Here is a 13214-nt window from a genome sequence, read left to right on the forward strand (position 1 = left end):
GTCACCGGCTCGCGGCTCAGAACGGGCCGCCGAAGCCGAGGCCGACGACGAAGACGAGTCCGACGGCGAGCAGCACGGACGGGACGAAGACGGCCGCCCAGACCGGCTTGCTCCACCCCATCACCGTCTTCCCGTCGAGGGGGCCGTACGGGATCAGGTTGAACGCCGCGAGGAACGCGTTGATCGCGATGCCGCGCGCGCCGAGGACCGTGACGATCTGGCTGCCCAGGACGCCGCCGAGCGCGAACAGCGGGAGGAAAACCGCCATCAGCCCGAGGTTCACGACGGGGCCGCCGAGCGCGATGTGCCCGTGTTCGCGCGGCGTCAGCCGGCCGCGGTGGTGAACCGCCCCCGGCGCGGCGAAGATGAATCCGAGGAGCGAGCTCATCACGGCCAGAAACAGCATGCTGTTGTCCGCGCGGAACTCCGCGACCTGATCGTAGTGGACCGCGACGACCTTGTGTGCCACCTCGTGGAGGAGGAAGCCGACCCCGGCGGTGGCGAGCGCGACGAACAGGGGCGGGAACACGCCGGCGGCGACGATCCGGCCGATTCCCCCCGAGCCGCCGACGAAGAACAGGGTGAACGCCACGCCGAGCGCGAGCCACGCGACGAGCAGGTCGCGGAGCTCGGCCCCGCTGAAGTAGAGCCCGCCGATCCGGCGTCCGGAGAAGGTCGCGCCGCCGCTCATGCGAGTCCCCCCACGGCCCCGCGGACGAGGTCAGCGCCGTTGAGCGCGCCCTCGACGAGCAGTCGGCCGACCTCGTCGACGCCGCCGACCTCGGCCCCGAACATCGCCGGGATCACGTACGCCGCGAAGAGGAAGCTCGCGACGATGCTGCCGACGTTCGTCATCGCGACGACGACGATGAGCCGGAACAGCGGGACGTCGAGCATCGCGGACACCAGATCCGTCACCGACCGCGTCTCGTCGCCGAGCAGGTCGTTGAGCGCGCCGATGTCGGCCACGTTGACCGTGAGGCTCCGGAGTTCGACGTAGCCGGTGAACCAGCCGGGCGCGAGCAGCGGGTTGATCGAGGTCATCCACGCGACCGCCCCGCCGACGCCCGCGGAGAGCCAGCGCGCCCCCGCCACCTTCGCGAAGGCGAACGCGAAGACGCCGTTGATCACGAACCACGCGCCGAACAGTCGCAGCAGGAACGCGTTGCCGGCGCCGCCCAGCGCCAAGAGGAGGAAGAAGCCGACGAAGCCGACCGTGATCGCGTAGCCGATCGCCTTCTTCCACGGGAGTCCCCGGCCGGACTCCTCGCCGACAAGGGTCTCCATCGGCGGGAGCGTCGTCGGACGGGCGAGGTAGCCCTCGATCCCGGCCCGGTGGCCGGCCCCGACGACGGCGACCACGTCGTGTCCGGCCTCGCGGAGCGCGACGAGTCGGTGGGCGATGAACGCGTCGCGCTCGTCGATGAGCGCCTCCGCGCCGCCCGGGGAGAACTGCCGGAACTCCTCCATCATCATCGACACCACGTCGGTGTCGGTGAGGTCGGCCTCGTCGAGCTCCGCGATCCCGCCGGCCTCGGTCTCCGGCTCGCCGCCGGCGAGCGCGCCGACCGCGACCGCGAGGACCGCGCCGACGACCAGTCCGAGCCCGATACCGATCCCGAAGCCGCCGATCGCCGCCACCGGGAAGCCGCCGAGGTACGTCGACACGGGCCCGTTCGCGACCCCGGTGATCCCGGCGGCGATGCCGGCGGCGAGCCCGGTGCCGACCCCGGCGTAGAGTCGCTGGTCCGGCGAGAGCGCGAGCGCGCTGACCTGGTCGACGACGATGCCGACGACGAGCGCGACGAGGACTCCCGCGGCGACGCTCGTCAGCACGGCGTCGGTGATCCCGACCGCGCCGCCGAAGAGGCCGATCGCCGGGCCGGCGAGGATCCCGACGATGAGCCCGCCGACCACGCCGGCGACCCGCGGGTCGCTGACGCCGAACGCGAGCCCGCCGACGAGCCTGAGCTTCTCCGTGACCGTCATGCGGGCCCAGAAGCGCTGGATCGTGGTCTGGATGTCGCGGTCGACGAGGGCGACGTCGATGCCGAGCGACTCGGCGAGGTCGACGGCGGCTTTCATGTCCGCCCCCGGCTCGATGTCGAAGCGCTCGCCGAGCTGCGTCTGGACGTACGAGAGCATCCAGTACGCCAGGAACTGGAACACGGTGTTCCCCCTGAGCAGGTCGCCGGCGTCGAGGTCGTCGGGCGTCTCGCCGTTCATCTGGCGGTAGCGGCCCTCGTCGAGTTCGACGGCGACGACGTCGGGGCGCTCCCGCTCGATCGTCTCCTCGACCTCGTCGACGGAGCGCTCCGACACGTGTGCGGTCCCGACGACCGTGACGCTCCCCTCGCCGGCGGCGGCGCGCGGCTCCCGGTCGAGGTCGCCGCCGTCGGTCCGCGAGGGTCCGTCGGTCGACGGGGACGCCTCGTCGCGCCCCCGTGACGTCTCTGTCATCACCCGTCGTACTCGGCCACCGCGTTTAGGGTTTGTGCGTCGGTCCCGGCTCCCTCCCGCGGGGCGACGAACCGTCCCCAACGATCCAACAGGTTTGTATCCTCACGCTTCACACGGTACCGTATGTCCCGGCTGTTGCCCTCCTTGCCGGACGCGTCCCCCGAGGAGCGCGAGCCGCGGGTCGTCGGCGTGGACGACGACGAGGCCGACGACCTCATCGCCGCCCTCGGCTCGGAGACCGCGCGGACGATCCTCTCGACGCTCCACGACCGACCGGCCACCAAGTCGGAACTCGCCGAGGAGGTCGACACCTCGCTCCAGAACGTCCAGTATCACCTCTCGCGGCTCGACGAGGCCGACCTCGTCGACGTCGTCGACACCGCCTACTCCGAGAAGGGCCGCGAGATGGACGTGTACGCCGCCGCGGACGAGCCGCTCGTGCTGTTCTCGGGCGGCTCCGAGGAGCCGACCGGACTCAAGACGGCGCTCATGCGTCTGCTCGGCGGCTACGGGCTGATCGGCCTCGCGGCGGTCGCGGCGCAACGCCTCCTCGCGGTCGGCTCGCTCGCCGACCCGCGCTCCGGCGGCGGCGACGCGGGGACGGCCACCACCGACGGGCCGACGATAGAGAGCGCCCCGGACCAGAACGCCGCCGCCGACGGCGCGGACGGGGCGGTCGAACTCGTCGGCGACCCGCTCGCTGAGTACGCCGTCTCGCTCGTCGAACCGGGCGTCGTCTTCTTCGTCGCCGCCGCGCTCGTGTTCACGCTGGCGTGGGCGTACTGGTACCGCGCGTCGAACTAGCAAGCGCCGGGGGGGGGCGGGCGCGACCCGAGCGGAACGGCCCGCGCGTGGGACAGCTATTCAAGCCGCCGTCACCACGTTCACGTATGGAACACGAGGCCGAGGTCGTCGGGGTCGGGGCGGGCTCTGCGCCGAGCGGCGACGTCCCGGCGGTGATCCTGTCCGCGCGCGGCGAGTACGTGCCGATCTTCGTCAGCGGCGACCAGGCCCGTTCGATCGGGATGGCGCTGGAGGGCGAACCGTTCGACCGACCGCTCACCCACGACCTGCTCGTGAGTATCCTCACCGAGTTCGGCGGGGCCATCGACCGCGTCCGCGTCGACGACCTCCACGACGGCACCTTCTACGCCAAGGTCGACGCCGAGCGCTACGACGACGGCGAGCCGGAGGGATTCGTCTTCGACGCCCGCCCCTCGGACGCGCTCGCGCTCGCGGTGCGCGTCGACTGCCCGATCGTCGTCACCGACGAGGTGGTCGACGAGGCGGGCCGACCGCCGGACTCCGTCCGGTTCGGCGAAGACGACGACCGGTCCGGAGGGCGCTGAGGCCGCTCCGCGCCGGCGGCGACAGCTCCGTCCCCCGCGCCGCCGACGAAGCCCGCCGTTCAAGTCGTCGCACCTCTCACGACGGGCATGGACGAGACGGCCACGCTCGCCTCCTCGCACACCGAGATGACGGAGATGTTGCTGCCGAACGATACGAACAACCTCGGTCGCGCGCTCGGGGGTGCCGTGTTACACTGGATGGACATCTGCGGCGCGATCGCCGGCATGCGGTTCTCGAACCGACAGGTGGTCACCGCCTCGATGGACCACGTCGACTTCATCGCGCCGATCGAGATGGGCGAGGTCGCCATCATCGAGGGGTACGTGTTCAACACCGGGCGGACGAGCGTCGACGTGAAGGTCGACGTGCGCGCGGAGAACCCCCGCACGGACGAGACGCGCCGGACGACGACCTCTTACTTCACCTTCGTCGCGCTCGACGACGCCGGTCGCCCGACGCCGGTCCCCGACCTGGAGTGCCCGACCGAGGACGAGGCGGCGCTCCGCGACGACGCCATGGAGGGACGGGAGGAACAGCTGCGGCAGGTCGTCGACCGCTACGACCTCTGAGCGGAGCGTCGGCGACTCACCCGTCGGACCCGGAGACGACCTCGACGACGGCGTCCCGGTCGCCCGACGCCGCGACCGCCGCCTCGTGCGCCGCCAGCGCGCGCTCCGCGAGCGAGGTGAGCGCGTCGTCGGGGTCGCCGTCGCCCCCGTACCGGCCCCCGCCTGCGAGGTGGCTCGGGCAGTCGCAGTCGGACGCGCCGAACCGGTCGACCGGCCCCGCGGGCAGGCGCTGTGCGACCTGACACTCGACGTCGACGCCCGCGCTCCGCACGACGCGATCGATCCGCGCCGCCGGGTGGCCGAGCAGGGAGTCGACGTGCCAGTGGCGGACGTCGTGGTCGCCGCGCGCGGTCCGGCGGTGTCTGTCGACCCGGGCGAAGCCGCCCGCGCCCAGCGCACTCCCCGTGTACGCGTACGCGCCGGCCGGGAGGCGGTGCTCGCCGAGCGCGCCGGCCGACAGCGTCGCGTCGGCCGCGAGGTCGACGACGAGGGTGTAGCTGCCGCCGACGGCGTCGCTCATCGATCGACCCCGCAGACGGAGTCTGCGGCGACCTCGATCACGACAGCGCGGTCGGCGCTTCGGCGGCGGCCGACCGGAGCGAGCCGACCAAGTCGCCGGCGTCGTCGTCGAGCCGGTAGGTGTCGTGGACGTCCGCCGGGTCGCGGCCGCGGCCCGACAGCGCCCCGACGACGTCGGCGATCCGGTCGTAGTTGTCGCGGACGAGCCCGCCGACGATCCCGGGCGTCCCGGCGCGGTTCGCCAGCTCTTCGGCGGCCGACCGCCCGGCGTACACCCGCCGCTCGGCGGGATCGACGAGCACCATCGCGAACGGGCGCGAGCCGAACTGGGCGTCGAGGAACGGGCCGACCGGGTCGGCCTCCCACGGGACCGCGACGACGCCGTCGAGCCGCCGGAGCGCGACCGCCGCGACCGAGCAGTACGGGCAGTCGCCGTCGAAGATCAACACCGGAGCCGCCGCGCCGTCCGGATCGGTAGACATAGCCATAGATACGAACTCGACCGGCTTAAGCGGCCGGCCGAACGGGCCGAATCGGTGGACGCGACGGGGCGAGCCCGCTCAGTGCGAGTGGCCGAGCGCGTCTTCGAGCGACTGCCCGAACCGCTCCTCGAACAGCTCCGCGGCCGTCTCGTTCATCTCCGCGATGTCCTCGGGCACGTCGCCCTCGCTGTGGTGGACGATCACGTGCGCCTGCTGGGCCATCGCCTGGACGACGACGTCGGAGACGACGGCGGTCGCGGGCTCGCCCTGCTCGCTGAGCACGTCGACGAGGCCGGCGGGCAGTTCGAACGACTCTTCGTCACCGTCGGGGCCGGTGACCGTGTAGGTCTCGGTGTCTCCCATAGCGGTCAGTCGCGGCCGCGACATAAGGGTCTGTGGAAACCGGACGCGAGCCGGGCCACGAGCCGGAACGCGCAGCGGCTCGGCTCACCCGTGCGCCGAGATGGCCTTTATCGAGGAGCCGGAGCCGACGATGGTCGCGAGGTACACCGCGATGGCCGTGACGACGATCGAGCCCCCGGACGGGAGGCCGAGTCCGATCGAGACGGCGAAGCCGCCGATCACCGACAGCTGGCCGAAGATCACCGCGAGGTACATCGTCTCGCGGAAGCTCCGCGCGACCTGCGAGGCGGCCGCGACGGGGACGACCAGCATCGCGGCGACGAGGATGACGCCGAGGACCTGCATCGCGCCGACGACGACGACCGCGGTCAACACCACGAGCAGGGTGTTGTAGCCGGTGACGTTCAGCTGCGCGACCCGCGCGGCCTGCTCGTCGAAGGTGATGAAGAGGAGCTGCTTGTACGTCAGCGCCACGGCCGCGACGACGACGATCGACAGCGCTCCCATCAGGCGCGCGCCGTCCGGCGTGACCACCGCGAGGTTGCCGAACAGGTACCCCTGAATGTTGACGCCGGTGAGCCCGTCGCCGTAGCTGATGATCAGGGTCCCGACCGCGAAGCTCCCGCTGAGCATGATCGCGATGGGGACGTCGCCGTAGGCGTCGGTCCGCTCCGTGAGCCACTGGACCCCGAGCGCCCCGAGGATGCCGACCGCGAGCGCCACGAGCAGCAGCGAGCCGTTCCACCCCGTCGAGGAGGTGACGAGGATGCCGACCGCCACCCCGGCGAACGCGGTGTGGGCGAGCGTCTCGCCGATCAGCGCCATCTCGCGGTGAACGAGGAAGGAGCCGACGAGCGGCGCGACCACGCCGACGAGCACGCCCACCGCCATCGACTGCCACATGATCGGGTGTCGGAAGACGTTCGTCCCGAACGCGGCGTCCATCGCGCGCCCGACCGAGCGGAACGCGGCGTACAGCTCGCTCGCCACCGGGAGGTCCTGCGCCCAGTAGAGGAGGAGGAACGAGAGCATGACCGCCGCGACGACGCCGGTGAGGCCGATCCCGGCGAGCTCCGCGGTCCGGCGGAGCCCGCGCCCCCGGCCGACGCGGTCCGAGCGCGGGCGGCCCCTGTCGTCGTCGGTCGGGGTGTCTCCGCTCATCAGTGGTGGTGGTGGACGACCTGTCCGGTCGCGCCGTACGCCTCCCCGAGGGCGTCGCTCTCGACGAACGACTCCGTGTCCCCGTGGTGGTACAGCTCCGTGTTGATACAGGCGATGCGGTTCGCGCGGTCGGTGACGACGCCGATGTCGTGTTCGATGAGGATGACCGTGATCCCGTCGTCGTTGAGCTCGTCGAGGAGCGCGTAGAACGCGTCGCGGGACTCGGCGTCGACGCCGACCGTCGGCTCGTCGAGCGCCAGCAGGTCCGCGTCGCTCGCGAGGGCTCGCGCGATGTACGCCCGCTGTTTCTGTCCGCCCGACAGCTCCGAGACGAGGCGGTCGGCGAGGTCGCCGATCCCGACGGTCTCGACGGCGTCGGCGACGGCGGCGCGGTCGGCCTCGGAGAGCCGTCCCCGCCCGGCGTGCGCGAACCGGCCCATCGTGACGCACTCGCGGACGGTGACGGGCATCGCGCCGCCGCGGCTCGTCGCCTTCTGCGAGACGTAGCCGATCCGCCCGCCGTCGTCGAACTCGTCGACCGGCCGGCCGAACAGCTCGACGGAGCCCGCGTCGGGCTCGTGGAGGCCGAGCATGAGGTGGAGCAGCGTGGTCTTCCCGGAGCCGTTCGGTCCGACGAGCCCGAGGAAGTCCCCTTCCTCGACCGTGAGAGAGACGTCGCTCACGGCGACGGTGTCGCCGTAGGAGAACGTCACGCCGTCGAGGTCGACGATTGCGGTCACTGCGTGTGCCTCACTTGGACCGGCCGCACGTTTAGCTCTTTTACTCCGCCGTCGCGCCGACGCTCCCCCGCCCCGGCGGGCGGTGCGGTGGCCGACGCCGTCACTGTGCGTCGAACGCGCGCTCGAAGGCGGGGACGTTGACCTCGGTCATCTGCTCGAGGTAGCCGTAGCCGGCGTCGTTCCACTCGCGGGTCGTCCCCCCGGCCGGCGAGACGGGGACCGCCTCCGTCGCGCCGCTGTTATCGACGATCGACTCGGCGAGCCGCGGCGACTGGAAGCGGTCGTACAGCACGACATCGATCCCCTCCGAGTCGACGAGGTCGATCGTGTCGGCGATCTCCGACTGCGTCGGCTCGTTCTGCGGGGAGACGCCGACCGGCGAGTGGAGCCGGAAGCCGTAGCGCGCCTCCAGGTACTGGAAGGAGTTGTGACCCGCCAGCACCGCCACGTCGCGCGCGGCGTCCTCGGCGATCGACCGGAAGGCGTCGTCGATCGCTCCCAACTCCTCGACGTACGAGTCGGCGTTGGCCGCGTACGCCTCGGCGTTGTCCGGGTCCGCCTCGCCCAACCCGGTCGCGATCGTGTCGACCATCTCGCCCGCGAGGACCGGGTCCGTCCAGACGTGGGGGTCGTACCGGGTCCCGTCGTCGTGGTTCTCGCCGTCGTGACTCCCACCGTCGTGCGTCTCGTCGTCGTGGTCCTCGCCGTCGTGCGTCTCGCCGTCGTGGCTCTCCTCGCCGTGAGCGTGGTTCCATTCGAGCAGATCGCCTTCGAGCCCGGCGAGCACGTCGACCGTCGCGACCGTGTCGTAGTCGCTCTCGAGGGTCGCGGCCAAGTCCTGCGCCCACGAGAACTCCGGGCTGTCGAGGTAGACGAACGCGTCCGTCGCCGCGACGTCGGCCGCGAGGGTCCCGTCCGGCGTCCACCCGTGGCCGAGCTGGCCCACGTCGACCGGGTCCTCGAAGCTCGCGTTCTCGCCCGCGACCGCGTTGGCCCAGTCGTTGAGCGTGAAGAACGCGGCGTACCCGGAGTCGAACCCCTCGGAACCGCCGCCACCGTCCCCGGCACACCCCGCCAGCGACGCCGCCGCTCCCGCGACCGCGAGTCCGGCACCGCGCCGCAGCACCGACCGCCGTGAGTGAGTCATACCGATCGCTACGACGGGTTACCAGAAAAGAGTTATTATTTTACAACCCTATGTTAATAATCTAGGCGTCGCGACCGACAGTCGGTTAACAACGTCGAACGCGGTGCGTCGTCGGGTCCGAAGCGTCGCCGGCTCACTCGGTGAGGTCGACGACCGCGGCGTCCGCGAGGTCGGCGAGCCTCTCCGGGTCGACCGCGAACACCGCGCTCGGGGTTCCGGCGGCGCCGTAGACGGTGTCGTACTCGGTGAGCGTCGGGTCGAACGCCGTCGGGAGCGCGGCATCGTGAGCGATCGGCGGCACGCCGCCGATGCTCCAGCCGACGACCTCGCGGATGCGCTCCGGGTCGCCCATCTCGGCGTCGTCGGCGTCGAAGCGGTCGGCGACGGCGTCGAGGTCGAGCCGGTTCGCGCCGCTCGTGATCGCGGCGACGAGCGCTCCGTCGCGCGGGCCGCCCGAGAGCGAGACGACGATAGTCGACGCGATCGCGCCCGTCTCGCAGCCGAGCGCCTCGGCCGCGGCGGCCGCCGTCTCCGTCCCGGCCTCGAACTCGAGCACGTCGACGTCGACGCCGTACCGGTCCCCCGCCCGCTCCGCGAACTCCGCCGCGCGTGGATGCATGCGATACGAGGCCGCGCCTAGCCGACATCAACCTCCCGGAGGCGGTGAAACTGCGGGGCGCGGTCCCGGCTCTGATCACTCTCGGGTTGCGGTCGCGGACGCCGTCGCCCGGCCGTCCGGCCTCGCTACCGGGTCCGGAGCTCGTCTTTGTCCTTGATGACGCGGGCGTCGCCCTCGCCCGAGGTGACCTCGTTGACGAGGTCGTAGAGGTCGTTTTGGAGCCCGGCCGGGAAGGTGAGCACGCCGACCCACCCGCCGTCGTTCTGCCACTCCTCGCGCTCCAAGTCGCCGAACTCCCGGATCTGCGCCTGCCCGGACCCCGCGTAGTCGGCCGGGAGTTGGACCGCCATCGTCACCTCTTCGAATCGGATCGGGATCACCGGCCGGAGCGCGTCGAGCGCGTCGTCGACCTGGTTCTCCACCGGCTCCATCGGATCGATCTGGAACCCGGCCTCCTCCAGCGCGCGCTCGATCCGCTCGGGCGGGTGTGGCGAGTCGTCCATCTGCGGGTTGACCGCGTTGCGCGTGATGGTGGTCACCAGCTGGTTGTGCTTCCGCTCTTGCATCTCCGCGCGCTGCTCGGCGGTGATCTGGATCTCCCCGCGCTCGACGACCTCCGGGATGATCGAGAGCGGGTCCGTCGTGCCGAAGACGGTCTCTAGGTCCTCCTCAGCCGGGCGATCGCCCCGCGAGGCGTTCTCGAAGACGTCCTCGGCCGCGATGACGTCCTCCAGCTCTCCGTCGAACTCGCCGCGCTTGATCGCGAGCGCGGCGTCGGGGTCGATCAGGACCTCGAAGCGCTCCCCGTGTGACTCCAGTCGGGCCGTCACGGCCTCGTCGAGCGATATCATACAGGACGCTACCACCCCCGCGGGCAAAAAGCCTCCCGCCGCCGAGCCTTCCTCGCGCTGACCCGGCTATCCGTTCGCCGACGGTCACTCGTCGTCCCACTCCTCGCGACACGACTCCGAGCAGAAGTGTCGGTGGACGGCGCCGCCGCCGTCGACCCACGTGATCGTTCGACGACCGTTCCCCAGCGCCGGTTCGCCGCACGTCGCGCACCCGGGCGCGGACTCCTCGTCGACGTCCTCCTCGAGGTCCGAGGTCGGATCCACCATACCTCCCCGTACGCCCGGGGGCACTTGAACCCGCGAAGGGCGGCAGTTCTGGCCACGGCGACGCCCCGCCCCCGCCGGACGCCCCCGGCGGCTATCGCCTCGTCCGCGCGTCGCGGTCCGTCGCCCTCCGAGACGGGTGCTTGACGGTGATCTCCCGGTCGGGGCTCGGGCCGACGACGGTCCGCTCGCGGCCGTCCGGCCACCGCACGTCCACGCGCAGCGGCTTCTCGCCGCCCAGTCCGAAGTGCGCGACCGGCTCCGTCTGACAGAGGCAGCCGCCCCCCGCGTCGATCGTCCGTCGTTGAACGCCGTCGGCGGTCTCCAGCGTGACGACCGCGCCGCGCGCCGGCGCGCCCTGCCGCGTCGTCGGGCGCACGCGGAGCCAGCCGGCGTCGGCCGCGTCCGGGTCGCCGTAGACCGTCACCGGCTGCGCGGCGACCTCGCCGTGGACGACGAGGAGTTCGAGGACACCGTCGCCGTCGACGTCGGTCGCGACTGCGCCGGTGCCGAACCCGTCCGGCTCCGCGGCCGCCCCGAGCGGGACGGGCTCCCACCCCGGCGGTTCGCCCGAGCGGTCCACGCGCTCGAACAGCCGGTTCTCCGCGCCGCAGACGTTGAAGAAGAGCTCCTCGCGCCCGTCGTTGTCGAAGTCGGCGGCGACGACCGTCCGGACCGCGCCCACCTCGCGGAGCGGGGCGGGGGCCACGTCGTCGTAGCCGCCCGGCGGCGAACAGCGCAGGAGGCGGCTCGGCGCGGCCTCGTTGCCGACCGCGAGCGCGAACGTCCCGCCCTCGTCGACGACCGCCGCGCCGCGGGTGTCACCACCCGGGTCGGAGAGGGCGGGGCCGCCGTCCGTGGGGTCGTAGTGGCCGTCGCAGTTGCTGAACAGCCGGTTCGGTCCGCCCTCGACGCCCGCGAACAGGTCGCCCTCGCGGGAGCGGTACGGGACCGCGAGCAGCGACCGACAGCCGCCGTCGACCTCCAGCCCGACCGCCTCGGCCATGTCGGTTACCTCGCCGTCGTCGCCGAGTTCGTAGAACGCGAGCGGGGCGGCGTAGCCGGAGACCGCGACGCCGTACCGACCGGTCCCCAGCCGGTCGAGCGCCGCGACCGACCGGCCCGCGCGGACGTCGAGGCGGTCGGCGTTCACCTCGCGGGCGAACACGTCGGTCCAGCGGTACCGGTCGGCCTCCAGCCGGCTCAAGAGGAGGTCCGGGTCGCCGCCGTCCACGCCGCGCGCGCAGTTGTGGACGTACACCTCCTCGCAGCCGTCGGCGTCGAGGTCGGCCGCGCATACGCCCATCCCGTGGCGCGTCCCGTCGGCGACGATGCCGCAGGCGGTGTCGACGTACCGGCCGTCCTCCCGGGCGTACAGCCGGTTCGGCTCGCCGTAGCCGGCGACGAAGACGAGCGGTCCGTCGCGGCCGGGCGTCACCGCGACCCCGTAGCCGCGCATCGGGCGTCCGTCGTCGAGGAGACCGGACCGCTCCGTGAACATGGCCGCCCGTCACCGCTCCGAGAATATGAACGCACGGGTTGGATACGACCGGCGGCCGCCGGGAGAAATCCTAGCCGAGGTTACAGGTTCCGCTCGATGTAGCGGTTCACCCGCGATATCCGGTCCGCGTCGAACGTCCACAGCCCGCGCCAGACCCGGGGCTCCGTCTCGACCGCGAGGAGCCCGACCCCGCCCTCGACTCCGCGTTCGAGGTCTGTATCCGGGTCGCTCTGGGCCGGGTGCGGTCCCTCCGGGGGCCGGAACACCACGAACCAGCTGTCGGTGAAGTCCGGGTCGTTCCCGGCGTGGACCACCGCGTCGAGGTCCGCCGGGAGCCTGTCCGGCACCCCGTAGAGGTGCGTGTCGACGCCGGTGCCGGAGACGCGGTCGTACACCTCCCGCGTGCCGACCTCGTCGTCGATGCGCGAGAGCCGCTGGAACGACGAGCGAAGGGTCCCGTCACCGGCCATCCACGCCACCCGCTCGATGAACCGAGAAATGGTGATGAGAAGCAGCTTCTGCCGGTTCGACTCGGGGTATCCGCGGAGCGTGAACGTGGCGTCGTTGAGGCCGCTTATCACCGACGGGAGGTCGACGTCGCCGAGCGACCGACTGCCGGTGACGTACAGGTCCGAGTTGACGAAGAGCACCGCGTCGCCGAGCTCGGCGAGCGTCGAGCCGGCGACCACCTCGTCGTCCTCCATGAGCAACACGAGGTTCTCGATCTCGTCGGGGTCGCCGCCGTCGAACGGAACGTCCTCGTGGCGGCGGAGCACCTCGACGTCGAGCGACGGGACGGCCTCGCCGTTCCCGTCGACGACGCCGGTCGTCGCCAGTTCTCGGGCGGTGAGAGCGGGGGCCCGGTCGCCGCCCGCGGCTCCGGCGGTCCCCGCGCCGTCGGTGACGCGTCGATCGCGCAGACCGGCGGTCACGCGGCCGTCGACCACCCGTACTGCGTCGTCGCCGAACGTGTCCACGAGCATGTTCAGCACGGGGTCCGGGTCGGTCCGGTTGACGATGACCACGGAGCGCTCGAGGCCATCGAAGCGATCGAGAAACTGTTCGAGAGTCACGTGTACCGGTGTGAGCGAGTCCGCCACATAAGATTTCGCGGAGAATTATTCGATGTGAGAATCAGCGAGCGAGCGGGAACGAGGGGCCCCGGAGCGGCTCGGCCGCGAGGGCAGC

16 protein-coding genes are annotated in these 13214 nt (G+C 71.8%); 3 read left to right on the forward strand and 13 right to left on the reverse strand.

Going from position 1 to position 13214, the window contains the following annotated elements:
- Positions 1-16: 16 nt before the first annotated feature.
- Both C464_RS08935 and C464_RS08940 read right to left on the reverse strand, forming a co-directional pair.
- A complete protein-coding gene (locus tag C464_RS08935) occupies positions 17-691 on the reverse strand; it encodes a metalloprotease (RefSeq protein WP_006113359.1) in 675 nt (224 codons plus the stop codon).
- Positions 688-2460, reverse strand: coding sequence for a TraB/GumN family protein (locus C464_RS08940; RefSeq protein ID WP_006113360.1), 1773 nt, complete (start codon positions 2458-2460; stop codon positions 688-690). The genes C464_RS08935 and C464_RS08940 overlap by 4 nt, the downstream gene beginning before the upstream one ends.
- Before the next feature lie 123 nt (positions 2461-2583).
- Here C464_RS08940 and C464_RS08945 point away from each other — a divergent pair, with 123 nt between their 5' ends.
- From C464_RS08945 to C464_RS08955, 3 genes are all read left to right on the forward strand, one after another.
- A complete protein-coding gene (locus C464_RS08945; protein WP_049910999.1) occupies positions 2584-3264 on the forward strand; it encodes an ArsR/SmtB family transcription factor in 681 nt (226 codons plus the stop codon).
- Between the two features lie 86 nt (positions 3265-3350).
- A complete protein-coding gene (locus C464_RS08950; RefSeq protein WP_006113362.1) occupies positions 3351-3809 on the forward strand; it encodes a bifunctional nuclease family protein in 459 nt (152 codons plus the stop codon).
- Positions 3810-3896: 87 nt separating this feature from the next.
- The gene (locus C464_RS08955) at positions 3897-4379 is read left to right on the forward strand and encodes an acyl-CoA thioesterase (RefSeq protein ID WP_006113363.1); all 483 of its coding nucleotides are present in this window, start codon (positions 3897-3899) and stop codon (positions 4377-4379) included.
- 16 nt (positions 4380-4395) lie between these two features.
- On the opposite strand, the gene C464_RS08960 is transcribed toward C464_RS08955, so the two are convergent.
- The 11 genes from C464_RS08960 to C464_RS09010 form a co-directional block, all read right to left on the reverse strand.
- Complete coding sequence (locus tag C464_RS08960) at positions 4396-4899, reverse strand: GIY-YIG nuclease family protein (protein ID WP_006113364.1); 504 nt, start codon at positions 4897-4899, stop codon at positions 4396-4398.
- A gap of 37 nt (positions 4900-4936) precedes the next feature.
- Positions 4937-5380 (reverse strand): thioredoxin domain-containing protein, encoded by a 444-nt coding sequence (locus C464_RS08965; RefSeq protein ID WP_006113365.1) that lies wholly within the window; start codon positions 5378-5380, stop codon positions 4937-4939.
- 78 nt (positions 5381-5458) lie between these two features.
- Positions 5459-5743, reverse strand: a complete 285-nt coding sequence (locus C464_RS08970) for a DUF7545 family protein (RefSeq protein WP_006113366.1) — start codon at positions 5741-5743, stop codon at positions 5459-5461.
- An 84-nt stretch (positions 5744-5827) separates the two neighbouring features.
- Positions 5828-6904: a metal ABC transporter permease gene (locus tag C464_RS08975; RefSeq protein WP_006113367.1), complete on the reverse strand. Its 1077-nt coding sequence runs from the start codon at positions 6902-6904 to the stop codon at positions 5828-5830.
- Positions 6904-7644 (reverse strand): metal ABC transporter ATP-binding protein, encoded by a 741-nt coding sequence (locus tag C464_RS08980; RefSeq protein ID WP_006113368.1) that lies wholly within the window; start codon positions 7642-7644, stop codon positions 6904-6906. Before C464_RS08980 ends, C464_RS08975 begins: the two co-directional genes overlap by 1 nt.
- Positions 7645-7744: 100 nt before the next feature.
- The gene (locus C464_RS08985) at positions 7745-8791 is read right to left on the reverse strand and encodes a metal ABC transporter substrate-binding protein (protein WP_049911002.1); all 1047 of its coding nucleotides are present in this window, start codon (positions 8789-8791) and stop codon (positions 7745-7747) included.
- A 133-nt stretch (positions 8792-8924) separates the two neighbouring features.
- Positions 8925-9410 (reverse strand): YbaK/EbsC family protein, encoded by a 486-nt coding sequence (locus C464_RS08990; RefSeq protein WP_006113370.1) that lies wholly within the window; start codon positions 9408-9410, stop codon positions 8925-8927.
- A gap of 125 nt (positions 9411-9535) precedes the next feature.
- Positions 9536-10261, reverse strand: coding sequence for a ribosome assembly factor SBDS (locus tag C464_RS08995; RefSeq protein ID WP_006113371.1), 726 nt, complete (start codon positions 10259-10261; stop codon positions 9536-9538).
- 84 nt (positions 10262-10345) lie between these two features.
- Positions 10346-10528: a DUF7576 family protein gene (locus tag C464_RS09000; protein ID WP_006113372.1), complete on the reverse strand. Its 183-nt coding sequence runs from the start codon at positions 10526-10528 to the stop codon at positions 10346-10348.
- A 91-nt stretch (positions 10529-10619) separates the two neighbouring features.
- A complete protein-coding gene (locus C464_RS09005; protein WP_006113373.1) occupies positions 10620-12026 on the reverse strand; it encodes a CRTAC1 family protein in 1407 nt (468 codons plus the stop codon).
- An 80-nt stretch (positions 12027-12106) separates the two neighbouring features.
- Positions 12107-13099 (reverse strand): hypothetical protein, encoded by a 993-nt coding sequence (locus tag C464_RS09010; protein WP_049911004.1) that lies wholly within the window; start codon positions 13097-13099, stop codon positions 12107-12109.
- Between the last annotated feature and the right edge of the window lie 115 nt (positions 13100-13214).

This window comes from Halorubrum coriense DSM 10284 (genome assembly GCF_000337035.1).
Lineage (GTDB): Archaea > Halobacteriota > Halobacteria > Halobacteriales > Haloferacaceae > Halorubrum > Halorubrum coriense.

Bases quoted from the DNA above. Each gene is read 5' to 3' on its own strand.
- C464_RS08935 (WP_006113359.1), bottom strand. From the start codon at position 691: ATGAGCGGCGGCGCGACCTTCTCCGGACGCCGGATCGGCGGGCTCTAC.
- C464_RS08940 (WP_006113360.1), bottom strand. From the start codon at position 2,460: ATGACAGAGACGTCACGGGGGCGCGACGAGGCGTCCCCGTCGACCGAC.
- C464_RS08945 (WP_049910999.1), top strand. From the start codon at position 2,584: ATGTCCCGGCTGTTGCCCTCCTTGCCGGACGCGTCCCCCGAGGAGCGC.
- C464_RS08950 (WP_006113362.1), top strand. From the start codon at position 3,351: ATGGAACACGAGGCCGAGGTCGTCGGGGTCGGGGCGGGCTCTGCGCCG.
- C464_RS08955 (WP_006113363.1), top strand. From the start codon at position 3,897: ATGGACGAGACGGCCACGCTCGCCTCCTCGCACACCGAGATGACGGAG.
- C464_RS08960 (WP_006113364.1), bottom strand. From the start codon at position 4,899: ATGAGCGACGCCGTCGGCGGCAGCTACACCCTCGTCGTCGACCTCGCG.
- C464_RS08965 (WP_006113365.1), bottom strand. From the start codon at position 5,380: ATGTCTACCGATCCGGACGGCGCGGCGGCTCCGGTGTTGATCTTCGAC.
- C464_RS08970 (WP_006113366.1), bottom strand. From the start codon at position 5,743: ATGGGAGACACCGAGACCTACACGGTCACCGGCCCCGACGGTGACGAA.
- C464_RS08975 (WP_006113367.1), bottom strand. From the start codon at position 6,904: ATGAGCGGAGACACCCCGACCGACGACGACAGGGGCCGCCCGCGCTCG.
- C464_RS08985 (WP_049911002.1), bottom strand. From the start codon at position 8,791: ATGACTCACTCACGGCGGTCGGTGCTGCGGCGCGGTGCCGGACTCGCG.
- C464_RS08990 (WP_006113370.1), bottom strand. From the start codon at position 9,410: ATGCATCCACGCGCGGCGGAGTTCGCGGAGCGGGCGGGGGACCGGTAC.
- C464_RS08995 (WP_006113371.1), bottom strand. From the start codon at position 10,261: ATGATATCGCTCGACGAGGCCGTGACGGCCCGACTGGAGTCACACGGG.
- C464_RS09000 (WP_006113372.1), bottom strand. From the start codon at position 10,528: ATGGTGGATCCGACCTCGGACCTCGAGGAGGACGTCGACGAGGAGTCC.
- C464_RS09005 (WP_006113373.1), bottom strand. From the start codon at position 12,026: ATGTTCACGGAGCGGTCCGGTCTCCTCGACGACGGACGCCCGATGCGC.